Source organism: Devosia faecipullorum, from assembly GCF_015158295.1.
In the GTDB taxonomy this organism is placed as follows: Bacteria; Pseudomonadota; Alphaproteobacteria; order Rhizobiales; family Devosiaceae; genus Devosia; species Devosia faecipullorum.
In genome coordinates, this window is the sequence record NZ_JACDXV010000001.1 from 925,046 (window position 1) to 948,258 (window position 23,213).

The following is a 23,213-nucleotide window of genomic DNA, read 5'->3' on the forward strand; positions in this document are numbered from 1 at the left end:
TCAGCCTTTCCCGGTTATCCGGCGCAAGAACTCCACTTCGTTGTCTCGATAGGGCCGCCCATCGGTGTGGAATACGTCATGAAACCATGGATCGGGCATGGCGGCGACATAGGGATTTGCCCAACTGTCCCAAGGATAAAGCGTCTGCGAGCGCCCCGCGACGAGGCCCCAGCAATAGGACGCGATATTCTCGCGCTTCGCGATCGGCAAAATGCCTTCAAACGTGCTGCCGGGCGTCCGTGCCATGAACTCGGTCAGAAACAGCGGTCGGTCGCGCGGCAGGTCGAGCAGCTTGGCTTCGAACAGCTCCGGTGTCTGATAGTCGTGGAAGCTGACAATATCGGAATTCTTGATCTGGATGCGCGCATGCGGATCGTCATAGAGCGTCGTGCCGGCCCAGACACCAGAGGTCAGCGGCTGATCGGGATTTCCATTCCGCGCCCAGGCGAAGACCTGCGGCAGCAAATCCGCGATCAAGGCATGCTTGTCCGACAATTCCTCGAACCGCCCGCCATTGAGATTGCTCGGTTCGTTCCAAATATCCCAGACGATGACGCGCTCGTCCTGGCCGAAACTGGCGACAACATCCTCGACATAGCCGCGCAGCCGTCCATGTTGGGCCGGATCGGCCAAAGCCCGGCCCGGACCTTGCACCCATTGTGAATTATGCACACCCGCGCGCGGCTCGGGCTGCTTGCCCAGCGCCACATCCGGGTTCCACACCGAGTCGAACAGCACCAGCATGGTACTGATCCCCTTGCTGTGGGCAATATCGAGATATCGCGCGATCCGGTCCTTGAGACCACCGGCATCCTGGGCCCAGAGCAGGTCGTGCAGAAACACTCGCATGGAGTTCATGCCCAGTTCCGCCGCCCAGCCCAGTTCCGTTTCAATCTGCGCGGGGTCGAAAGTCTCGGCCTGCCACATCTCCAATTGGTTGGAAGCGCTGGACGGCACGAAATTGGCGCCAACCAGCCAGGGTTGGCGAGCGTACCATTCCTGTGCCCGGGCCGCCGACCAGCGCCCCGGGGCCGAAATATCCGTCATAAAAATGTCCTCGAAACCAGATTCAGGCCTTGCTGGACTGATAGAGCCGCCAGGCCCAACCGAACAGGCCGATGGCAAAGGTGATCAGCAGCACACCGCCGACGATCATGCCGACCGAGGCGCTGAGCAGCGGAAAGATCAGGAAGACGAGGCCCAACAGAACATACGAAATACCCGAGAGCACCACCGGCCAGATTCGGGCATAGCTTTCGCGCTCGCGGACCACCACGACGATCTGCATCACGCCGACAAGGATCGCCGCGATTCCGACCAGCGCAGAAAGGAACGTGACTGTGAAGATCGTGGCCAGAAACGGGCTGATCAAAATCACAATGCCCAGCAGCAGCGACGCCACATTGGCCACCACGTCGAACCAGTAATTGCCGCTTTTTCCGCCGCCGAAGGTCAGACTCCACAGACCCAGCACACCATCGATGATCAGCAGGATGCCGCCGAACAGCACCAGCACTGCCAAGGCATCCATCGGCCAGATGACGGCGTAGATACCGCCCAGCAGCATCAGCAGGCCACGCAGGGCGGTCGCCAGCGCGAAGCGTTTTTTAGTTTTGGAAGAAACAGCCATTCCTTGTCTCCTTGCGGGCCAGCCGCAGCCACTCACGTAGGCCAGCCTAAACCTTTCGCGGAGTCGCGCCAACAGCTCTACAGACAGAGTTTTCCGTCAACCCCGCTGAAAATTGAGGATTGCCCTTGCCGCCCGGACATGGAATGTGGCGGCTCCATTCCAAACGATGCCTGCTGTTTCATGTCTCTGCCGCTTATCGCGCTGTTCCTCGTTGCTTTCGCCTTTGGCACGGCCGAATTCGTCATTGCCGGCGTGTTGCCCGACGTCGCGCTCGGCCTGGGCGTCTCCATACCCATGGCGGGATTCCTGGTCTCGGGCTATGCCATAGGCATTGCTGTCGGCGGCCCGCTCCTGACGCTGGTCACCAAGAAACTGAACCGGAAGTTGCTGGTATTGCTGCTCGGGGCCGGGTTCACGCTGGGACAGGCGCTCTGCGCATCGGCGCCCAATTTCGAATTGCTGATGCTGGCCCGCATCTTCGTATCGGTCCTGCATGGCAGCTACTTCGGTATCGCCTTCATCCTTTCCACCAATATCGTTCCGCCCGAGCGTCGCGGATTTGCCATGGCGCTGATCCTTGCCGGCCTGACCGTCTCCAATATTCTTGGCGTGCCCGCCGGAACCGCCATTGGCAATGCTTTCGGCTGGCGCACCACATTCTGGGCCGTGGGCGCGCTGGCACTGGTGGCCACGCTCATCATCGCCGCTGTCCTGCCCGCCAATACTGGTGCCTCCACGGGCCAGGGCAGTCTGCGGCGGGAATTCACTGTCCTGGGCCGCCAGCAGGTGGCCACCAGCCTCATCGTGTCCGTCCTGGTCATGGTAGGCCAATACAGCCTCTTCACCTATATCGCGCCTCTGCTCACCGACGTTACCGGGCTCGATTCCCAGGCCATTCCGCTTATCCTGCTGCTTTACGGCATCGGCTCGACCATCGGGGTATTCATCGGCGGCCGTCTGGCTGATTGGCGTTTGCTGCCTTCTCTCATCGTCGTCTTGGCCATCCAGACCGTCCTGTTCACCGGCCTCTATTTCGTTAGCCCCTATCCCGTAGCCATGTCGATCATGGTTGTGCTCTGGGGGGGCGCCAATTTCGCCTTCGGTTCGCCACTGCAATCGCGCATGCTGATGTGGGCGGCCGACGCGCCGAACCTGACCTCGTCGCTGATCCCCACCGGCTTCAATCTCGGGATCGCCATCGGCGCCTTTCTCGGCGCAAGCCTGCTCGATGCCGGCACCGGCTATCGCGCCCTGCCTCTTATCGGCACGATCTGCCTGGCGCTTTCGGTGATCATCATCATTATTTCCGCGACGTTGGAAAAGCGCAGCGGCGCCAGGCCACCGAGACCGGCCCCGGCTGAGGCGCGATAATATTTTTGTCACTATCAGCGTATTTTGACAGCGCCTTTAGCAATCTCTTGCCGTTTCGGCGCTAAGACAGCCCCGCCCCTCAACACTTGCGCAAGGCATAGGCAACATGCTGGACAATGCTTCTTTGCTGATCGGCATCGCTTTTTCCAGCGCCTCCCTGACGGTGGCCCTGCTGATCGGCTGGCTGCATGCCCGCCAGCAAACCTACCTGGTCTATGGCGCCTCCGGTATCGGGCTGGTGGTCCTTGCGCTGCTCGCCATGGGCATCCGCGACGGCCGCTACGATCTCGTTTTCCAGGCCGTGCCTTTTTCGATGTTGCTGGCGGGCTTTGCTCTCGTCTATGCGGGCTCCCGCCTGTTCCGCGACGCCAAGGCCGACCTGCGCCCGGCGCTGCTGGTGGGCGGAACCGCCATCGTCGCGACGGTCACTGCCTTCCTCCTCGGTTATTCCGGAATCGGCACCATCCTGCTCAATGTCGGATGCGCCATCCTGATGTTCCTATGCGGACTGGAATATTGGCGCGGCCGCGACGATACCCGGGTTCCCATGGTGACCAATGCCGCGCTCTATACGCTTGCGTCTCTGTCCTTCATGGCCTGCGCGGCCGTTCTTGCAATTGAGGGCAAATGGAAATTGTCCGCTCCGCCCAGTAACTGGGCCGAAGACGTCAATTCCATCCTCTCGCTGGTCGGCCTGACGGGCATTGGCGCCATTACCCTGACGCTGCATCACGCCCGGGCAGCACGCCTCCACCGCGACGAAGCCCATACCGATCCGCTCACCGGCGTGCTCAACCGGCGCGCGCTGTTCGACCGTATCCGAGAAACCGATTCGGTCAGCGGACTTGCCGTGCTGATGTTCGACCTCGATCATTTCAAGCAGATCAACGATCGGCTGGGCCATGCGCAGGGCGACGTGGTGTTGCAGCATTTCGCCGATGTCCTCAGCACTCAATTGCGTGCTGAGGACATCATCGCTCGCATTGGCGGGGAGGAATTCTGCGTGATCCTGCCCGGACTCGATCGCGAGGCGGCGCGCCGGGCCGCCGAACAGATTCGGCTGGGCTTCGCCGCACTACAGATCCCGATTGGGGACAATGGCGAGATCGCCACTGTCAGCGCGGGCCTGGCGACCGGGGGCACCAACGAAACCTTTTCATCCGTGCTCCGCCGCGCCGACGACGCGCTCTACAAGGCAAAGCGCGCCGGCCGCAACCAGGTGCAACTGGCAGCCCTTCAACGGGTCGCCTGACACATTCAGGCGCTCAGCGCCGCCCGCACCTGCCCGCTGACCTTGCCGAAATCGATGCGGCCGGGATAGTCGACCTTGAGCTGAGCGATCACCTTGCCCATGTCCTTGGGCCCTTCCGCCCCTGTCGCACTGATCGCAGCGGCGATGGCGGCCGTGACCTCGTCCTCGCTCAATCCCTTGGGCAGGAATTCATTGAGAATATCGATCTCTTCCTTTTCCACCGTGGCGAGGTCGGCGCGTCCGGCCTGCGCATAGATGGCAAAGCTCTCCTCGCGCTGCTTCACCATTTTCTGAATCATGGCGAGAATTTCATCGTTCGTCGCCGGACCCTTGCCCTCGCCGCGATTGGCAATATCGCGGTCCTGGATAGCGGAATTAATCGACCGCAAGGTGAGGGTGCGCCGCTGGTCGCGGGCCTTCAACGCCTGCTTGAGCCCTTCACTGATGTCTTCGCGCATGTCCCGATGGCTCCTTGTCCTGCAAATTTGTCGCTCCCATATAGGCAAGAAACGCGATCTGCGCCACTTGCGCTCCCCGCGCCAGGCTTCTAAAGGGAAGCCTCAACCGACATCATCGCTGCAACAGTGAGGCAGGCTCCCGCCACCGCCCCTTGTCGCGCGACCTCAGTAAACCGAGCTTGGAGACCCATCGTGACCGGCTGGCAGCAAAAACCCGCGACCGCAGTGCTGATTCTGGCAGACGGCACTCGATTGGAAGGTCATGGCCTCGGCGCCGAAGGCCATTCGGCCGGCGAAGTCTGTTTCAACACCGCCATGACCGGCTATCAGGAAGTCTTGACCGACCCCTCCTATGCCGGGCAGATCGTCACCTTCACCTTTCCCCATATCGGCAATGTCGGCACCAATGACGAGGACATCGAAACGGTGAACATGGCCGCGCTGTCGGGCGTGCGTGGCGTGGTGCTCAAGGCCGACGTCACCAATCCGTCCAATTACCGTGCCGCCGAAAAGCTCGACGTCTGGCTCAAGAAGCGCAATATCGTTGGCATTGCCGGCATCGACACCCGCGCGCTGACGGCCTTGATCCGCGAAAAGGGCATGCCCAACGGGGTCATCGCCCATGAGCCTACCGGCCAGTTCGACTACCCATCCATCGAGGCCGAGCTTCGGGCCTTCCCGGGCCTTGTCGGGCTCGACCTCGCCAAGGAAGTCACCACAGCCCAGACCTACCACTGGGACAAGACCTCCTGGAAATGGGACAAGGGCTATGGCACGCTCGACAATCCCCAATTTCACGTCGTCGCCATCGATTACGGCGCCAAGCGCAATATCCTGAGCTGCCTGGTCGATCAGGGCGCCAGAGTAACCGTAGTTCCTGCCACCGCGACCGCCGCCGATATTCTGAGCCATAATCCCGACGCCATCTTCCTGTCCAACGGCCCCGGCGATCCGGCCGCTACCGGCGTCTATGCCGTGCCGACCATCCAGAAATTGATTGAAACGCAGAAACCGATTTTCGGTATCTGCCTCGGCCACCAATTGCTCGGCCGCGCCCTTGGAGCCACCACCTCCAAGATGCATCAGGGCCACCACGGCGCCAATCACCCGGTCAAGGATCTGACCACCGGCAAGGTCGAAATCACCTCCATGAACCACGGTTTCGCCGTGGACGCCGAAAGCCTGCCCGCCGGCGTCACCCAGACCCATGTGTCGCTCTTTGACGGCTCGAACGCCGGCCTCGCCGTCGATGGCAAGCCGATCTTTTCGGTGCAATATCACCCGGAGGCCAGCCCCGGCCCCAGGGACAGCCATTATCTGTTCACCCGCTTCCTCAACCAAGTGCGCAAGCAGAAGGGCCTTCCCGAAAGGCCCGAATATTCCGCGCCCGGCGACGCGGCCTGATTGCAAAGCCCCGGTCCATGACCGGGGCTTTTCTCATTTCCATCTATCCGGAACCGGCCCGCCATTGACTGGGCCAGCCATTGAAGTCGAACAAATGCTCCAGCGCTTCGGCTGAAACAGCTTCGCCCGCCAGGGCCCTCCGGTAGATCACTACCGGCAAGAGGCTGTTGGGGAACAGACCATCATCGGCGAAATATTCAAGCGAAACCGCAGCGATATTGCCTTGCATGGCGTCCTCCTGTTTCAAGGAGAACGCCCAAATGTCCGTCCGGTTCGGCGCTGTAACTGCGCCTCCTAGACCGAGCCGGAGAACGTATCGCAATCTCCCGGATTGCCCGACTGGAAACCGCGCTCGAACCAGGCCTTGCGCTGCGCTGAAGTGCCGTGGTTGAAGGTCTTGGGTACAGCGAACCCCTGCATGCGCTTTTGCAGCGTGTCGTCGCCGATTTGGTTGGCGGCGTTGAGGGCTTCCTCGATATCGCCCTGCTCCAGGAGGTTCTTCTGGCCCGCATAATTGGCCCACACACCCGCATAGCAATCGGCCTGCAATTCCACCCGCACCGAATAGGCATTGGCCTCGGTCTGGCTCATGCTCTGGCGCCGCCGGTTAAAATCGGGCAGCACGCCGGTGAGGTTCTGCACGTGATGGCCCACCTCATGCGCCAGCACATAGGCCTGGGCAAAGTCGCCCGGCGCGCCGAACTGGCGATGTAGCTGATCGTAGAAGGCCAGGTCGATATAGACCTTGCTATCGCCGGGGCAATAGAACGGCCCAACCGAGGAATCGGCCAGCCCGCAGGCCGAGTTCACCCTGTCGGTGAACAACACGACATTGGGCTCGGGATAATTCTCGCCAATGGCGGCGAATTGCTGGCTCCACAGATCCTCGGTTTCCTTGATCACCACGGCAACGAAATCGGCCAGTTCATCCTGTCCCTGCGCCGGCAATTGCTGCGATGTCGCCGAGGATGGCGCGGTGGTGGCCCCACCCGTCAGCATGTCGAGCGGATTCTGCCCAGTCGCAAACCAGATGATTCCCAGAACGACGATGATGCCGACAAGGCTGGAAATTCCGCCCCGCGACCCTCGTCCACCGGTCGGAATACGGATATTGCCGCGATTGCCGCCGCCGAGCCCGCCCAGACCGCCAAGCCCGCCTCCGGCCCGCTGGCCCCGACGATCTTCGATATTGGAACTGCGCTGCCTGCCCTGCCACTTCATTGCCGACGCCTTTCGATAGTCTCTGCAAACGCTAGCAGTAAGTGCGGCGCGGGGGAACCGGTTCCAAAAACCGCGATACGGTTGGACGACTTTTGGAGAAACGGAAAGCCTATCCAACCACCTTGGCGACGCTGGCCCGCACCCCCAGATCGAAGAGATTTTCGAGATGGTTCACTACTGAAGCTCTGAAAGCCCCATTCTCCGCCAGGTCCGTGCCGAACACTTCCGTCAGCGCCACCAACCCGTCAAACAGCGCTCCGGGATCATCCCCCGCATCTGCGGCAATAGCGTGCATCTTGAGGGCGTGGGGGTCGCGCACATCGATCTCGCCGCCATCCTCGGCCACGCCGGTCACATAGCGCATCCAGGCCGCGACGCCCAAGGCCAGCCGCTCGATCCCCTGCCCCGCCTTCAGCCGGTCGCGGATGGTGCCGAGCAGGCGCTGCGGCAGTTTCTGGCTGCCGTCCATGGCGATCTGCCAGGTCCGGTGCTTGAGCGCCGGATTGCGGAAACGCTCCAGCAATTGATCGCGATAGGCGCCCAGTTCAACGCCGGGCATGTCCAGCGTCGGCATGACTTCTTCAGTCATCAGCCCATGGATCAGTTTTACATAGGCACCATCGCCCATGACCTCGGCGATGTAATCGTAGCCGCCGAGATAGCCCGCATAGGCCATGGTGGAATGCGAACCATTGAGCATGCGCAATTTCATATGCTCGAACGGCTCGACATCCTTGACCATCTGCGCACCGGCCTTTTCGAAGGCCGGGCGGCCTGAGGGAAAGTGATCTTCGATCACCCATTGGGTAAAGGGCTCGGTCATGATCGGCCAGGCGTCCTCGGCCCCGATCAGTCCGGCGATTTCGGCTCGATCCGCGTCCGTGGTCGAGGGCACGATCCGGTCCACCATGGTAGAAGGAAAGGCCACATTCCCGACCCATTGCCCCAATTCGGGGCTCCGCAAGGCGGCCAGCCTGGTGACGATGCGCTTGGCCGTCTGCCCGTTATTGGGCAGATTGTCGCAGCTCATCACGGCAAAAGGGGCGATGCCCGCCGCCTTGCGCCGCGCCAGCGCCTCGACCAGCATGCCCGGCGCCGATTTCGGCGCACCCGGATGGGCCAGGTCATGCACGATGTCGGGATGCTTTTCGTCCAGTTCGCCATTGGCCGGGTCGTGGCAATAGCCCTTTTCGGTGACAGTCAGCGAAACAATGCGAATGGCTGGATCGGCCATGAGCGCCAGCAAGTCTTCGCGCTGACTGTTCGCATCCATGACCGACAGGATCGAGCCGATCACCCGTGGATGGGTTCCCGCGGCGTCGCGAACGGCAATCGTATAGAGCCCGTCCTGCGGCTCCAGCGCCTCCTTCGTGTCGGGCCGGCGCAGGCTGGCCCCGACAATGCCCCAGCTCGGATCGTCCGCCAGCAGATCATCGACATAGACCGCCATATGGGCGCGATGAAACGCGCCGATCCCCAGATGCACGATCCCGGCGCTCACCGCGCCCCGATCATAAGCAGGGGCCGTGATGCCCGCAGCAAGAGTGGCAAGGCTGTTCCGGCTGAGGCGGGGCTTGGTCACATCGGTCTCCACTCGTCGATGCGCAGTCTTGTATGGAAGTTTTGCGCAGGTTAGGTGCTGTGTAGTTGGAAGCCCTTGCGGGGGCAAGCCCATAGCGGCATAACCCAGCTAACCATTTAGCAGGAGAGCCGTTCGTGACCAGACGCATTGTCTCAATTGGAGAATGCATGATCGAAATGAGCGGCGGCGAAGACCGCGCCTATCGCCTCGGCTATGCCGGCGATACGCTCAACACCGCCTGGTATTTGCGCGCTTTGCTCAGCACGGACTGGTCAGTCGATTACGTCACCGCACTCGGCGAAGACCGCTATTCCAACGACATCCGCGCCTTTCTCGACGACAATGGCATCGGCACCGGTCACATCCAGACCATTCCCGGCCGCCGCCCCGGCCTCTATATGATCCATCAGGAAAAGGGCGACCGGCACTTCACCTATTGGCGCGACACATCGGCCGCAAAACTGCTGGCCGACGACAAGCAAGCCCTCGCCAAGGCCGTCGAAAAGGCGGAACTGGTGTATTTTTCCGGCATTACCCTCGCCATTCTTGCCCCCCGCGCCCGCGGACGTCTTCTCGGCGCCATCGTCAAGGCCCGCGACAATGGTGCGAAAATCGCGTTCGACACCAATATCCGCCCGGCCCTCTGGACCAGCCAACGCGTCATGACCGGCGTGCTCACCGCCGCCGCCAGCCTCTGCGATATCGTCCTGCCGACCCATGGCGACGAAGCCCCCCTGTTCGGCGACAAGAGCATCGACGACACAGCCGACCGCTATCTCGAACTGGGCGTCGAGGAGGTCGTCGTCAAGGACGGCAGCAACGAGGCGCTGATCGCCACGACCAGCGAGCGGGTCCGCGTCGCGCCGCCCCCCGGCGCCAATGTGGTCGATGCCACCGGCGCCGGCGACAGCTTCAATGGCGCCTATCTCACTGCCCGCCTCAATGGCGACGGCTTGCAACAAGCCGCCGAAGCCGCCCACCGCACGGCCGGCATCGTCATCGGCCACAAGGGCGCGCTGGTCGAACCCAGGCTGGTGCGATGACATTGCGGACGGCAGCGCTCGTATTGTGTGCCATTGCAGCGCTGGCGCTTCCGGCTCGCGCCGAAATACCCCTCTCCGGCACCTTTACCGCTGATCGGGCCTGCCCGGCGCTGCAATCGATCTCCCGCGAAACCAATCCGGGCAATGTCATCCTGACGCCGGGCGAAAATTATGAATTGCTGGCGGGAAACAAAAGTCCACCATCGCATCTGCGTATCGTCGTGCCCGGCGCCAGCCCGGCACAGCGCTGGGTCGCGGTCAATTGCGGCAAAGGTCCGGCGCTCGCTGTCAGCGAGCCCGAAGCCAGGCCCGCTGCCCAATCCTATCGCGGCACCCAATATATTCTCGCCGTGAACTGGCAGCCCGCCTTCTGCGAATTGAACAGCCGCACGCGCGAATGTCGCGACCAGCGCCCCAATGCGTTCGAAGCCACCAATTTCACCCTGCATGGGCTCTGGCCGCAGCCGCGTGGCAATGAATATTGCGACGTGTCCAATCGCGACCGCATTGCCAGTCAGGACAATCGCTGGCGCGAGCTACCGCCGCTCGATCTCACCATCGCCCAGCGCCGCGATCTCGATATGGTCATGCCGGGCAGCCAATCGGGCCTCGACCGCCATGAATGGGTCAAGCACGGCTCATGCTATGATGGCGGCCAGCGCGAATATTACGCCGATTCGCTCGATCTGATGCTGGCGCTCAACGCTTCCCCCGTTGCCGAGCTGTTTGCGGCCAATATCGGCAAGCGCCTGACCCTCACCGAGATACGCGGCGCCTTTGACCTGGCCTTTGGCGCAGGAGCCGGTGAACGTGTGGCCATCAATTGTGCGCCGGACGGCAATCGCACGCTGATCACCGAATTGCGCATCGGCCTCACCGGCGACATCACCGGCCCCGACGACTTCGCCGCCCTGCTTCTCGCCGCCGATCCGGCCGAGGCCAATTGCCGTTCCGGGCAGGTGGATGCCGTGGGCTTGCGCTAAGCCTAAAGCGCCACGTCGAGCCGTTCCCGCAGCGCCAGCAATTCATGGCGCAGGGCGTCGGCCGCTTCATCGCTCAGGCCGGTGCCCTTCATGGCGGCGAGCGGCACCGATTCTGCCTTGGCTTTCAATGCCTTTCCCTCGGCTGTCAGCCTGATACGCACCTGCCGCTCGTCATCCTCGTCGCGCCGCCGCGTCACCAGCCCCCGCGCCTCCAGCCGCTTGATCAGGGGGGTAATGGTTCCAGAATCGAGGAACAAACGCTCGCCCAGCGTCTTTACACTGATGTCATCCCGTTCCCACAACACGAGGAACACCAGATATTGCGGATATGTCAGGCCCAGAGCTTCAAGCCGCGGTTTGTAAAAGCGGGTAAAGGCGTGTCCAGCTGAATAGACCGCAAAACACAGCATCTGATCGATCGTCGCCATCGGCTTTTCGGCCATTCTCAATCCCCGGAAATCCATCAGTGTAAACTAGCATGTAAAATTATATTGCACGCAATTTAATTGTGCAATATACATCTCTTGTCCAACCAGGGAGCTGATCCATGAGCATCAAGTCCGCAGTCTATACCGCCCACGCCCACACCACGGGCGGCCGCACCGGCACCAGCAAGACCGATGACGGCCGCCTTGAAGTCACGCTCGACACACCCAAATCCATGGGCGGCAATGATGGCCCCGGCACCAATCCGGAACAGCTTTTCGCCGTCGGCTATTCCGCCTGCTTCCTTGGCGCACTCAAGGCTGTTGCGCGCGGCGAGAAGGTGAAAATTCCCGACGAAACCAGCATCGACTCCGCAGTATCCTTCGGTGACAACGCCAACGGCGCCGGCTTCAATATTGCCGTTGAGCTCAAGGTCGCCATTCCCGGCCTCGACAAGGCGCAAGCACAAGACCTGGTGCAGAAAGCCCACCAGATCTGCCCCTATTCCAACGCCACGCGCGGCAATGTCGATGTGACGCTGACCGTCGCCTGAGCGGAAGCGGCAATCCGTTAACGATTGTCCTTCACCCACCCGAAAGGGCGGCAGACTAGGCTGAGTCCAACAATGGAGCCATCATGTCCGCCGCCCTCGTTTTATCCGGCCTCGCCAAGTCCTTCGACCGTCCCGTGGTCAAGGGCGTCGATCTCACCATCGGCGCCGGTGAGTTCTATGCGCTTCTCGGCCCCAATGGCGCGGGCAAGACCACGATATTGCGGATGGTGGCGGGTCTCCTGAAACCCGATGCAGGGTCCATTTCCATCTTCGGAGTGGATGCGCTGGCCGATCCGGTTGCCGCCAAACGCCTCATGGCTTGGGTCTCGGACGAGCCCATGGTTTATGACCGGCTGACCCCGCTCGAATATCTCGAATTCGTTGCCGGTCTCTGGCAGGTCGAGCCGGAGCAGGCCCGACAATCGGCGCAAGAGTTGATCGACTGGCTGGGGCTTGCGCCGCACGCCAATGAATTATGCGGCGGCTTTTCCAAGGGCATGTTGCAGAAGGTCGCGCTGGCCGGCGCCCTCGTCCACGACCCCAGGCTGATCATCCTCGACGAACCCCTCACCGGCCTCGATGCCGGCTCCGCCCGTCAGGTCAAGGACGTGCTGCGCCAAAGAACCGCTGCAGGCGTTACCGTCATCATGACCACCCATATTCTCGAAGTGGCAGAACGGATGGCAGAGCGCATCGGCGTCATTGCCGAAGGGCGCCTCATCGCCGAGGGCAGTCTGGGCCAGCTACGCGCACGCATCGGCCGGGAAACCACGCTTGAGGAAATCTTCCTGACGCTGGTGGCGGAAGGCCACGACGCAGCATGAATATGGCGTCCCTGGCCTGGCTGGCCCGCCACGAACTGCGCCTGACCTGGCGCGAATGGATGGCCCTGATGACCGGCGGCAAGCGTAGCAGGCTCGCCGGCTGGATCATCGGTGGCCTTTCCATCTATGGCTTCATCACCCTCATCGCCTGGTTCGCCATCAAGCCCTGGATCGATGCCGGCGCCATCATCGACAAGCAGACCCTGCTAGTGATTTCCGGCATGGGTCTCTTGTTCTGGGCGGTCACGCTGTCGCAGGCGCTCGAAGCCGTAACCCGCGTCTATTACACCCGCTCCGATCTCGATCTCATCCTCTCTTCGCCCACCCCCTCCACCCGCATTTTCGTTATCCGCGCCGGCGCGGTACTTCTCAGCACTTTCGCCCTGGGCGCATTGCTGATCAGTCCCCTGATCCTTTCGCTGGTGTTGCAGGCGGGCTGGCGCTGGCTTTCTGCCTATTTGCTGTTGGCCGCGCTGGCCGCTCTTTCCGTCGCCATCGCCATGTCCACTACCCGGCTGCTATTCCACCTTGCCGGCCCGAAACGTACGCGTCTCCTGGCCCAGATTGTCGCCGGTATTGTCGGCGCCGGTTTCGTCATCGGCATCCAGGCCGCCGCCATCCTGTCGCATGAAGGATTTTCGCGTTTCGCCTTCTTTCAATCCAGCGACATCCTCGAAGCCGCGCCCGATGAAGCTAACCTGCTCTGGCTCCCCGCGCGCGCTGCCATGGGCGATATGGGAGCCGCATTCCTCATCCTCGCGATCGCACTCGCCGTCTTCGCGCTGATAGTGGGGCTCATCGCTCCCAGCTATGGGCGCCTCGCCACCGCCGCCGCCGGGCTCAACCATGTCCGCGCCCAGCGCCGCCCCGCTCGACAGGCCTTCCGGTCCATGAGCCAGCGACAGGCGCTACGCCGCAAGGAATGGAAGCTGCTCCAGCGCGATCCATGGCTCTTGTCGCAGACGCTGATGCAATTGCTCTATCTGGTCCCACCCGCGCTGCTGCTCTGGGTCAATTATGGGGCCGGCGAGGGCGCTTTTATCGTGGTCGTTCCGGTTCTGGTCATGGCGGCCGGACAATTGGCCGGCGGCCTCGCCTGGCTCGCAATTTCGGGTGAAGATGCGCATGACCTCGTCGCCACCGCCCCGATACCTCCCGCCACCATCCTGCGCGCCAAGGTGGAGGCCGTGCTGGCAATCATCGCACTTGCCCTCGCCCCGGTGCTCGTACTTCTGCTCTTTGCCTCATGGTCCATGGCGCTGATCACCGCCATCTGCGCCGGATTGGCCGCGAGTTCCGCCACCGCCATTCAGCTCTGGTTCCGCGTCGTTGCCAAACGTTCGATGTTTCGTCGCCGCCAGACCGCGTCGCGCGCAGCCACCCTCAGCGAAGCCTTTTCATCCATCCTCTGGGCCGGAACCGGCGCGCTTTGGGCCGCTGGCTCGCCTTTGGCCATTCTGCCCGCGGCTCTGGCATTGGGCGTACTCGGTTTTGCCCGTCTCGTCGCGCCAAGGCCCGTCTGACATTGCTCCCTAGGGCTTCAGCGCCATCGGCACCGGCGGCGGCGCCTGGATGACGCTGATCCGCACCCGTTCATTGGCGGCCATATAGGGATCGTTGGGGAAGAATGGCTCGTCCGTGGCCCGCCCGATCACGGACTTGATGCGGTCGTCGCTGAGGCCAAATTCACCCAGTGTGGAGCGCACCACATTTGCCCGGTCCGCCGATAATTCCCAAGGGCCGTAGCGCGGATTTTCATACCGTCCGCCCGCCGCGGTATGTCCGGAAATATTCAACTGCGAATTGAGTTGCTGCAAGATCGGCCCGATAGCGGCAAGAGCCACCCGCGTAACCTCCGTCGGATATTTCGAGCCCTCGGGGAACATCGGCCGGCCCTGCTGGTCCATGATCTGGATGTCGAGGCCATCTTCCGTCTTCTCGACCAGCAGATTATCCATGAACGGGGTCAGCTCCGGCAACGCCTGCCATGCTTGCTTGATGCTGGCGGCAGCGCTGTGGAATGCCTGATCCTGTTCCGAGCTGAGATTGACGTCGTTATCGCTGCTGGCGCTCTGCCCGCTGCCACTGTCTCGCGTCACCCCACCGACATTGTTGTCGGTAGTGCCCTTGTCCGCGCTTTGCGGCGAGGCCTCCACATCGGTGATCACGTCAGCCGACGAACCCGACATCATGCTGCCCGAATTGTCCATCGCCGTTCCACCCAAAATGCCGCCGGAACCGGACGTCGAATTGCTGGCCGAGGTGGGCGCGAAATAATCGGCCAGCCCTTCCTTCTGCTCCGGCGTGGTCATGCTGATCAGCCACATGAGCAGGAAGAAGGCCATCATCGCCGTCACGAAGTCGGCATAGGCGATCTTCCAGGCGCCACCGTGATGGGCGTGCTTGTTCTTCTTGATCTTCTTGATGATGATCGGCTGATCGTAGTTCGCCATTCTGGCTTACTTTCTCGGGACGCTTCAGGCAGTGGCCGGCAGGTTCGCCGTGGCAGCCTCGACTTCGTTGAAGGTGGGGCGCACTTCGCTCATCAGCGCCTTGCGGGCGAATTCGATTGCCATCACCGGCGGCTGGCCGCCGATATGGGCGAGCAGGCCGACCTTGAGCGCCAGGTAATATTTAGATTCCGCCTCAAACGTATTCTTGAGCGACTGTGCCATCGGCCCGAAAAAGCCATAGGCAACGAACACGCCGAAAAATGTGCCCACCAACGCGCCGCCGATCAGGTGGCCGAGCACCTCGGGCGGCTCCGTAATCGCGCCCATGGTCTTGATCACGCCCAGGACGGCGGCGACGATGCCCAGCGCCGGAGTGCCGTCGGCGAGCGCCTGAACCGAGGCGACCAGACGTTCCTGCTCCTGATGGTGAGTTTCCAGTTCCTCATCCATCAGCATGTCCATTTCATGCACATTATTGGACCCCATAGTGACCATGCGCATGTAATCGCACACGAATTCCACCGCATGATGGTTCTTGGCGAAGGTAGGAAAGGCGTTGAACAGGGTGGAATTTTTTGGATCTTCGATATGCGCTTCGATCCCCAGAATGCCCTTCTGCTGGATCAGCTTGTACATTGAATACTGCATGCCCAGCAGCTCGACATAGGCCGCCTTGGTATATTTGGGGCCCTTGAACATGACCCCGAACATATAGGGCACCGCTTTGAGCACGGGCGAACCATTGGCGATGATGAAAGCGCCGATCGCCGCGCCCAGAATGATCACGAATTCAAAGGGTTGCCAGAGCACTTCCACGTGCCCGCCCATGGCCGCATAGCCACCAAAGACGCTGCCGAAGACAACGATGATACCGATGATCAGACGCATGAACTCAATACTCGCATTCGAACGCATTCTGCGTTTTCGGGACCATCCAGTCCCGCAGACGAGTAGCCATATTGCGCGTCACAGGCTTAACAGCGCGTGTATTTGGGACTGTGGGTCGGTAAATCTCTCTGCGCAGCAATGGCTTCGTGCGAGCGGAAGGAGATGGAGCGTTCCCGCCGGCCCCTTATGGGTCAGGCCGGAACGCTCCGCCAACACATTCAGACGGTTCCGCGTTGCTTGCGGATCGTCACCACCTTGTCCACATCCGCCGCCGAATGACGCTCGTGCAATTGCTCATCTTCCGGTCCGTGCCCCGTATTGACGCAGCGCCCGCGCTTGACCGGTTCGCGCGCATCTACCTGCCGTGCCCAACGCAGGACGTTCTTGTAGCTGGCGACGTCAAGAAATTCTGCAGCGTTGTAAGACCGACCCAGAGCCAGTCCGCCATACCAGGGGAAAATCGCCATGTCGGCGATCGAATATTCGCTGCCGGCGATGAATTCATGATCGGCCAATTGCCGATCCAGCACGTCGAGCTGTCGCTTGGTTTCCATCGCATAGCGGTTGATCGGATATTCCAGCTTTTCCGGGGCATAGGCATAGAAATGGCCAAAACCGCCGCCAACGAAGGGCGCGCTGCCCATCTGCCAGAACAGCCAGTTCATCGTCTCGGCGCGCTTGGCAACGTCCTTGCTGAGGAACGCGCCGAACTTGTCCGCCAGATAGACCATGATCGAGCCGCTTTCGAACAGGCGGATCGGCTCGGCCGGACCGTAATCGATCATGGCCGGAATTTTGGAGTTCGGATTGATGGCGACAAAACCGGAACTGAACTGGTCGCCCTTGCTGATATTGACCAGGTAGGCGTCGTATTCCGCATCGTGCCCGGCCGCCAGCAATTCTTCGAGCAGAATGGTCACCTTCTGCCCATTGGGCGTGGCCAAGGAATGCAGCTGGAGCGGATGGGCGCCGCGCCGCAGCGCCGCCTCATGCGTGGGTCCGGCTATGGGCCTGTTGGTGCTGGCGAAAGCCCCGCCATTGGATTGATCCCAGGTCCAGACTTTGGGCGGCACATATTCAGTCATCAAGCAGGCTTTCTGTGTTGCGTCAGTTCCGGCGACATCTTCATCGCCTTCTGCCGATATAAGCACAGTTCGAACCATAGGTAACCCTGTTCAGAGCGAACTGGACAGCTATCGCGCCCCCGGCTAAGCCTCCGCCATGACATCCGCTCCCTTTGACATCTTCCTCGTCGCCACTCCCGGCCTCGAAATCCCCATGGCCGAGGAAGCCCGCGAGGCCGGGTTTTCCGGGGTACAGGTCATCGATGGCGGCGTCGCCTTCCAGGGCCATTGGTCCGATGTCTGGCGCGCCAATCTGGTCTTGCGCGGCCCCACCCGTATCCTGGCCCGCCTCGCAGCGTTTCGCGCCGTGCACCTGGCCCAGCTCGACAAGCGCGCCCGCAAACTCGACTGGGCGGGTTTCCTGCGGGCAGATATGCCGGTCCATGTCGAAGCCAGTTGCAAACGCTCGCGCATTTATCATGCCGGCGCCGCCGCGCAGCGGGTCGCCCGAGCCATAAGCGACACTATCGGCGCGCCCATCAGTGACGATGCCGGCCTCCGGGTCATGGTGCGCATCGAGGACGATCTGGTCACGATCAGCGTCGATACGACCGGACCATCCCTGCACAAGCGTGGTTTCAAGGAGGCAGTCAGCAAGGCCCCCATGCGCGAAACCATGGCAGCCATGTTTCTGCGCCAATGCGGTTTTAGCGGGGACGAGCCGCTGCTTGATCCGATGTGCGGCTCGGGCACATTCGCCATCGAGGCCGCCGAAATCGCCCTCGGCCTTCCCCCCGGTCGGGAACGTGGTTTCGCGTTCGAACAATTGCCCGACTTCGACCCTGCGGCTTGGGCCAGCTTGCGCGCGCCCGCACCGCCGCGCGCCACGTCTTTCCTGTTCCATGGCTCGGACCGCGACCCCGGCGCCATCCGCATGGCCGAGGACAATGCGCGGCGCGCCAGCGTCGATGCCGTCACCCGTTTCCAGACCTGCTCCATTGAAGACCTGACGCCGCCGGAGGGCAGACCGGGTCTTGTCATCGTCAATCCGCCCTATGGAGCGCGCATCGGCAGCAAGGGCCCGCTGATCGGTCTGCACCGTACGCTGGGCAATGTGCTCAAGGCTCGCTTTCAAGGCTGGCGCGTCGGTATCGTCACCGCCGACCGCCAGCTCGCCCAGGCGACTGGCCTCGTCTTCGAACCCGTGTTGCCCTCGGTGCTGCATGGCGGCATCCGCGTGGCGCTCTACCGCACGTCGCCGCTCTGAGCCTGCGGTTCAGAACAATTTGAACCAAATGCTAACCATGATGGCAGCCATGCAGTGGGCGCGTGCAACCAAAGCCCTCGCCAATCTCTTGCCCACCTAGATGAAATTCATGCTGGAAGGGATTGCGCCCATGGCCCGCCTCTCGCGAATCCTCGTGGTCGAAGACGAGGTTCTGCTCCTGCTCGATCTGATCGACAATCTCGCCTTGCGTGGCTTTGACGTCGTGCCGGTCAGTACCGCGCGCGACGCGGTGAGCCTGCTCGACACCGACATCGACGCCCTCATTACCGATATCGAACTGCCCGGCGCCTATCATGGCCTGCAATTGGCGCGGCTCGCCGCCGACCAACGCCCCGGCCTGCCAATAATCGTGGTCTCGGGCGGCGTGCGCCCCTCAGAAGGCCAATTGCCCGCCGGCGCCAACTTCTTCCCCAAGCCATATCGCATCACCGACATTCTGGCGGCCCTCGAACGCCGCAGGAGCGCCCTGGCCGCCTGACCTGAAAATTTTGTGATCAGCCAATAGAGGAACGCTCCTTCCCCCCTCACGTTGATGAAATGACAACAATTCGAAGGAGACGTCACATGGATTGGAACCGCATCGAAGGCGGCTGGAAACAGTTCGCAGGCAAGGCCAAGGAGCAATGGGGCAAGCTCACCGACGATGACATTGTCCAGATCAACGGCAATCGCGAGCAGCTCGAAGGCAAGATCCAGGAGCGCTATGGCAAGGCCAAGGACGAGGTCCGCAAGGAAATCGACGATTGGTCCGGCCGCATGCACTAAGTAGCCGCCTCCCTTCAGAAGGCCCGGTCCGCGACCGGGCTTTCTGCCGTCCGGCTTTCGCTGCTACATATTGCATCATCAAAGTGAGGACCATGTCATGGCCGGCCATCGAATTTATGCAACCAGCGTCGCCAGCGTCTATCCGCTTTATGTCAGCAAGGTGGAGCGGAAGGGCCGCACCCGGTCGGAAGTCGATGACATCATCTTCTGGCTGACCGGACATGATGAGGCCTCGCTTGCGGCCGAACTGGCCGGAAATACCAATTTCGAGGATTTCTTTGCCCGCGCCCCCAGGCTTAACCCCGCGCGTTCCCTGATCAAGGGCACGATCTGCGGTGTCCGCATCGAGGAGATCGAGGAAGATACGATGCGCGAAATCCGCTATCTCGACAAACTCGTGGACGAATTGGCCAAGGGCAAGTCAATGGAAAAAATTCTGCGCGCCTGACTGTCCTCGGATCTGCAAACAACCCAAGCTCCCCCCTTCCCTTCCGCGCGCTCTTCCGCTAAACCGCCCGCTTAACCACCATGTTCGGTCTCTTCCCCCGCGCTGCCGTGCTCAACGGCCACGTGGGTTTCGCGCGGACGGGTGTGTCCGGGCGATTCTCCCCTCGCCCGCCTATAATGAAATATAGCCAGAGCGAGCCCCCTATGCCGAAGCGTACCGACATCAAATCGATCCTCATCATCGGCGCGGGCCCCATCATTATCGGGCAGGCTTGCGAATTCGACTATTCGGGCACTCAGGCCTGCAAGGCGCTCAAGGAAGAGGGCTACCGGATCATTCTGGTGAACTCCAATCCGGCGACGATCATGACCGACCCCGATCTGGCCGACGCCACCTATATGGAGCCGATCACACCCGAGGTCGTGGCCAAGATCATCGAGAAGGAGCGCCCCGACGCGCTGCTCCCCACCATGGGCGGGCAGACCGCACTGAATTGCGCCCTGTCGCTGCGCAAGATGGGTGTGCTGGAAAAATTCGGCGTCGAGATGATCGGCGCCACCGCCGAGGCCATCGACAAGGCCGAGGACCGCGAGCTGTTCCGCGACGCCATGAAGAAGATCGGGCTTGAAACCCCGCGCTCCATGCTCGCCCATAACAGCATCGAAGCGTTGCAGGCTCTCGAAGTCATCGGCCTGCCCGCCATCATTCGCCCCAGCTTCACCCTGGGCGGCACCGGCGGCGGCATCGCCTATAACCGCGAGGAATATCTCGCGATCTGCGAGAGCGGCATCGACGCCTCGCCCACCAATGAAGTTCTGGTCGAGGAAAGCGTGCTCGGCTGGAAGGAATACGAGATGGAGGTTGTCCGCGATAAGAAGGACAATTGCATCATCATCTGTTCCATCGAGAACATCGATCCGATGGGCGTCCATACCGGCGATTCCATCACCGTCGCCCCGGCCCTGACGCTGACCGACAAGGAATACCAGATCATGCGCGACGCCTCGCTGGCCGTCCTGCGCGAGATCGGCGTGGAAACCGGCGGCTCCAACGTCCAGTTCGGCATCAATCCGGCTGACGGCCGCATGGTCGTCATCGAGATGAACCCGCGCGTGTCGCGCTCCTCGGCGCTGGCCTCGAAGGCCACCGGCTTCCCCATCGCCAAGGTCGCCGCCCGTCTCGCCGTGGGCTACACGCTCGACGAGCTGGAAAACGACATTACCGGTGGTGCCACCCCGGCCAGCTTCGAGCCATCCATCGACTATGTCGTCACCAAGATTCCCCGTTTCGCCTTCGAAAAATTCCCCGGTGCCGACGATCGCCTGACCACCTCGATGAAGTCGGTCGGCGAAGCCATGGCCATTGGCCGCACCTTCCAGGAATCGCTGCAAAAGGCGCTGCGCTCGCTCGAAACCGGACTTACCGGCCTCAATGAAGTGGGCATTCCCGGTCTCGGCGAAGGCGATGACAAGAACGCCATCAAGGCTGCGCTCGGCACGCCCACGCCCAATCGCCTGCTGCATGTCGCCGAAGCCATGCGGCTGGGCGTTTCCAACGAGAACATTTTCGAAGCCTGCAAAATCGATCCCTGGTTCCTCGAACAGATGCGCGGCATCGTCGACATGGAAGAGAAGGTTCGCGAAAACGGCCTGCCGCAGGACGCCGCCAATCTGCGCCTGCTCAAGTCCATGGGCTTTTCCGACGCCCGCCTCGCCCAGCTCGCCGGTCTCAAGGCCTCCGACGTCCGCAAGCTGCGCCACACCCTCGAAGTGCGCCCCGCCTATAAGCGCATCGATACCTCCGCGGCCGAATTCGCTTCGCCCACCGCCTATATGTATTCGACCTATGAAGTGCCCTTTGCGGGCCAGGTCGAGGACGAGGCCCGCCCCTCCGACCGCAAGAAAGTGGTCATCCTCGGTGGCGGCCCCAACCGGATCGGCCAGGGCATCGAGTTCGACTATTGCTGCTGCCATGCGGCCTTCGCGTTGGCCGATGCCGGTTACGAGACCATCATGGTCAATTGTAACCCAGAAACCGTTTCGACCGACTACGACACCTCCGACCGTCTCTATTTCGAGCCGCTGACCGAGGAAGACGTCATCGAAATCCTGCTCACCGAAAAGCAGAACGGCACGCTCCACGGCGTCATCGTCCAGTTCGGCGGTCAGACTCCGCTGAATCTGGCCGAAGCCGTGCAGAAGGCCGGTGTAGCGATCCTGGGCACCCAGCCCGACGCCATCGACCTCGCCGAAGACCGCGACCTGTTCATGAAGCTGCTCAACCGTCTCGAGCTGACCCAGCCCAAGAACGGCATTGCCTATAGCCTTGAACAATCCCGCCTCGTCGCCGAGCGCCTGGGCTATCCGCTGGTCATTCGCCCCTCCTACGTGCTGGGCGGGCGCGCTATGGCCATCGTTCATTCGGCCAAGGAATTTGAACTCTATGTGCAGGACACCCTGACCGGGCTGGTTCCGCCCGATATCCTGCTACGCTATCCCAACGACAAGACCGGGCAGATCAATTCCGTCCTCTCCGACAACCCGTTGCTGTTCGATGCCTATCTCTCGGGCGCCACCGAAATCGACGTGGATGCGCTTTGCGATGGCGAAGACGTCTTCGTGGCCGGCATCATGGAGCATATCGAAGAGGCCGGCATTCACTCCGGCGACAGCGCCTGCACCCTGCCCCCGCGCACCCTGCCGCCTGCCATCATCGACGAGTTGAAACGCCAGACCCGCGAACTGGCCTTTGCGCTCAAGGTCGGCGGGCTGATGAACGTGCAATTCGCCTATAAGGATGACACGATCTATCTGATCGAAGTGAACCCCCGCGCCTCCCGCACTGTGCCCTTCGTGGCCAAGGTGATCGGCGAACCCATCGCCAAGATCGCCTCCCGCATCATGGCCGGTGAAAAGCTCTCGAGCTTCGGCCTCGTCGAAAAGTCGCTCAAGCACATTGCCGTCAAGGAAGCCGTCTTCCCGTTCAACCGCTTCCCCGGCGTCGATACGGTTCTCGGCCCGGAAATGAAGTCCACCGGCGAAGTCATAGGCCTCGATCGCGATTTCGCCATGGCCTTCGCCAAGTCGCAGATGGGCGCCGGCCAGAAAGTACCGACCTCGGGCAAGGCCTTCATCTCGGTGCGCGATGCCGACAAGGAGCACATCGTCGACATGGCCCGCCATCTGGTCGAATGCGGCTTTGAAATCCTGGCCACCGGCGGCACGCAGCGTTATCTCAGCGACAACAATGTCCCGGCCACCAAGATCAACAAGGTGCTCGAAGGTCGCCCGCATATCGTCGATTCCATGAAGAATGGCGGCGTGCAGCTGGTGATCAACACCACGGACGGCCTGAAATCGATCAGCGATAGCCGCGACATCCGCCGCACCGCGCTACTGTCGAAAATCCCCTACTACACCACCATCGACGGCGCCCTCGCCGCCGTGGAAGGTATCGTCGCCCTGCACAATGGCAGCCTAACGGTCCGGCCCCTGCAGGACTATTTCGCCGCCTGATTTTCTACTGGCGGGCTTCCGGCCCGCCAGTCATCTCCCGTTCAG

The 23,213-nt window shown here is 61.7% G+C and carries 23 protein-coding genes; 13 read left to right on the forward strand and 10 right to left on the reverse strand.

The genetic code is table 11. From position 1 onward, the window contains the following. Both H0482_RS04585 and H0482_RS04590 read right to left on the reverse strand, forming a co-directional pair. The gene (locus H0482_RS04585; RefSeq protein ID WP_193728814.1) at window positions 1-1,047 is read right to left on the reverse strand and encodes a glycoside hydrolase 5 family protein; all 1,047 of its coding nucleotides are present in this window, start codon (window positions 1,045-1,047) and stop codon (window positions 1-3) included. A 22-nt stretch (window positions 1,048-1,069) separates the two neighbouring features. Continuing rightward, a complete protein-coding gene (locus H0482_RS04590) occupies window positions 1,070-1,630 on the reverse strand; it encodes a DUF308 domain-containing protein (RefSeq protein ID WP_193728815.1) in 561 nt (186 codons plus the stop codon). A gap of 180 nt (window positions 1,631-1,810) precedes the next feature. Between H0482_RS04590 and H0482_RS04595 the strand changes: the two genes are divergently transcribed. Then, the gene (locus H0482_RS04595) at window positions 1,811-3,001 is read left to right on the forward strand and encodes an MFS transporter (RefSeq protein ID WP_193728816.1); all 1,191 of its coding nucleotides are present in this window, start codon (window positions 1,811-1,813) and stop codon (window positions 2,999-3,001) included. 106 nt (window positions 3,002-3,107) lie between these two features. Further along, window positions 3,108-4,253, forward strand: coding sequence for a GGDEF domain-containing protein (locus tag H0482_RS04600; RefSeq protein WP_193728817.1), 1,146 nt, complete (start codon window positions 3,108-3,110; stop codon window positions 4,251-4,253). Between the two features lie 5 nt (window positions 4,254-4,258). Here the strand turns inward: H0482_RS04600 and H0482_RS04605 are convergent, their stop codons facing one another. Then, complete coding sequence (locus H0482_RS04605) at window positions 4,259-4,711, reverse strand: GatB/YqeY domain-containing protein (RefSeq protein WP_193728818.1); 453 nt, start codon at window positions 4,709-4,711, stop codon at window positions 4,259-4,261. 189 nt (window positions 4,712-4,900) lie between these two features. Here H0482_RS04605 and carA point away from each other — a divergent pair, with 189 nt between their 5' ends. Then, complete coding sequence (gene carA / locus H0482_RS04610) at window positions 4,901-6,115, forward strand: glutamine-hydrolyzing carbamoyl-phosphate synthase small subunit (RefSeq protein WP_407925692.1); 1,215 nt, start codon at window positions 4,901-4,903, stop codon at window positions 6,113-6,115. Between the two features lie 43 nt (window positions 6,116-6,158). On the opposite strand, the gene H0482_RS04615 is transcribed toward carA, so the two are convergent. The 3 genes from H0482_RS04615 to H0482_RS04625 all read right to left on the reverse strand — a co-directional run bounded on the left by H0482_RS04615 (window position 6,159) and on the right by H0482_RS04625 (window position 8,918). Further along, complete coding sequence (locus H0482_RS04615) at window positions 6,159-6,344, reverse strand: cupin domain-containing protein (RefSeq protein ID WP_193728820.1); 186 nt, start codon at window positions 6,342-6,344, stop codon at window positions 6,159-6,161. A gap of 65 nt (window positions 6,345-6,409) precedes the next feature. Then, entirely contained in the window at window positions 6,410-7,336 is a 927-nt protein-coding gene (ypfJ, locus tag H0482_RS04620; RefSeq protein ID WP_193728821.1) for a KPN_02809 family neutral zinc metallopeptidase, read from the reverse strand. A gap of 109 nt (window positions 7,337-7,445) precedes the next feature. Continuing rightward, window positions 7,446-8,918, reverse strand: a complete 1,473-nt coding sequence (locus H0482_RS04625) for a mannitol dehydrogenase family protein (RefSeq protein ID WP_330998195.1) — start codon at window positions 8,916-8,918, stop codon at window positions 7,446-7,448. A gap of 134 nt (window positions 8,919-9,052) precedes the next feature. Here H0482_RS04625 and H0482_RS04630 point away from each other — a divergent pair, with 134 nt between their 5' ends. Both H0482_RS04630 and H0482_RS04635 read left to right on the forward strand, forming a co-directional pair. Further along, window positions 9,053-9,961, forward strand: coding sequence for a sugar kinase (locus H0482_RS04630; RefSeq protein WP_193728823.1), 909 nt, complete (start codon window positions 9,053-9,055; stop codon window positions 9,959-9,961). Further along, window positions 9,958-10,944 (forward strand): ribonuclease T2 family protein, encoded by a 987-nt coding sequence (locus H0482_RS04635; protein ID WP_193728824.1) that lies wholly within the window; start codon window positions 9,958-9,960, stop codon window positions 10,942-10,944. The genes H0482_RS04630 and H0482_RS04635 overlap by 4 nt, the downstream gene beginning before the upstream one ends. A 2-nt stretch (window positions 10,945-10,946) precedes the next feature. Here the strand turns inward: H0482_RS04635 and H0482_RS04640 are convergent, their stop codons facing one another. Continuing rightward, a complete protein-coding gene (locus H0482_RS04640; protein WP_230989431.1) occupies window positions 10,947-11,387 on the reverse strand; it encodes a MarR family winged helix-turn-helix transcriptional regulator in 441 nt (146 codons plus the stop codon). 104 nt (window positions 11,388-11,491) lie between these two features. Between H0482_RS04640 and H0482_RS04645 the strand changes: the two genes are divergently transcribed. The 3 genes from H0482_RS04645 (at window position 11,492) to H0482_RS04655 (ending at window position 14,270) form a co-directional block, all read left to right on the forward strand. Next, window positions 11,492-11,923, forward strand: a complete 432-nt coding sequence (locus H0482_RS04645) for an organic hydroperoxide resistance protein (RefSeq protein ID WP_193728826.1) — start codon at window positions 11,492-11,494, stop codon at window positions 11,921-11,923. A gap of 83 nt (window positions 11,924-12,006) precedes the next feature. After that, window positions 12,007-12,747 carry an ABC transporter ATP-binding protein gene (locus H0482_RS04650; protein WP_193728827.1) on the forward strand — a complete coding sequence of 247 codons (741 nt, stop codon included), beginning with the start codon at window positions 12,007-12,009 and terminating at the stop codon, window positions 12,745-12,747. Beyond that, window positions 12,744-14,270 (forward strand): permease, encoded by a 1,527-nt coding sequence (locus tag H0482_RS04655; RefSeq protein WP_193728828.1) that lies wholly within the window; start codon window positions 12,744-12,746, stop codon window positions 14,268-14,270. Before H0482_RS04650 ends, H0482_RS04655 begins: the two co-directional genes overlap by 4 nt. Window positions 14,271-14,279: 9 nt before the next feature. On the opposite strand, the gene H0482_RS04660 is transcribed toward H0482_RS04655, so the two are convergent. From H0482_RS04660 to yghU, 3 genes are all read right to left on the reverse strand, one after another. After that, the gene (locus tag H0482_RS04660; protein WP_193728829.1) at window positions 14,280-15,200 is read right to left on the reverse strand and encodes a flagellar motor protein MotB; all 921 of its coding nucleotides are present in this window, start codon (window positions 15,198-15,200) and stop codon (window positions 14,280-14,282) included. Window positions 15,201-15,224: 24 nt separating this feature from the next. Beyond that, complete coding sequence (gene motA, locus H0482_RS04665) at window positions 15,225-16,088, reverse strand: flagellar motor stator protein MotA (protein ID WP_193728830.1); 864 nt, start codon at window positions 16,086-16,088, stop codon at window positions 15,225-15,227. 218 nt (window positions 16,089-16,306) lie between these two features. After that, on the reverse strand, window positions 16,307-17,173 hold the full coding sequence (gene yghU, locus H0482_RS04670; RefSeq protein ID WP_193728831.1) for a glutathione-dependent disulfide-bond oxidoreductase: 867 nt from the start codon (window positions 17,171-17,173) through the stop codon (window positions 16,307-16,309). A 136-nt stretch (window positions 17,174-17,309) separates the two neighbouring features. On the opposite strand from yghU, the gene H0482_RS04675 reads away from it, so the two are divergent. The 5 genes from H0482_RS04675 (at window position 17,310) to carB (ending at window position 23,168) form a co-directional block, all read left to right on the forward strand. Further along, entirely contained in the window at window positions 17,310-18,419 is a 1,110-nt protein-coding gene (locus H0482_RS04675) for a THUMP domain-containing class I SAM-dependent RNA methyltransferase (protein ID WP_193728832.1), read from the forward strand. 130 nt (window positions 18,420-18,549) lie between these two features. Further along, window positions 18,550-18,918 carry a response regulator gene (locus H0482_RS04680; protein ID WP_193728833.1) on the forward strand — a complete coding sequence of 123 codons (369 nt, stop codon included), beginning with the start codon at window positions 18,550-18,552 and terminating at the stop codon, window positions 18,916-18,918. 86 nt (window positions 18,919-19,004) lie between these two features. Continuing rightward, window positions 19,005-19,205 carry a CsbD family protein gene (locus tag H0482_RS04685; protein ID WP_193728834.1) on the forward strand — a complete coding sequence of 67 codons (201 nt, stop codon included), beginning with the start codon at window positions 19,005-19,007 and terminating at the stop codon, window positions 19,203-19,205. 97 nt (window positions 19,206-19,302) lie between these two features. Further along, window positions 19,303-19,653, forward strand: a complete 351-nt coding sequence (locus tag H0482_RS04690) for a DUF2200 domain-containing protein (RefSeq protein ID WP_193728835.1) — start codon at window positions 19,303-19,305, stop codon at window positions 19,651-19,653. A gap of 203 nt (window positions 19,654-19,856) precedes the next feature. Next, window positions 19,857-23,168 (forward strand): carbamoyl-phosphate synthase large subunit, encoded by a 3,312-nt coding sequence (gene carB / locus H0482_RS04695; protein WP_193728836.1) that lies wholly within the window; start codon window positions 19,857-19,859, stop codon window positions 23,166-23,168. Window positions 23,169-23,213 lie beyond the last annotated feature (45 nt).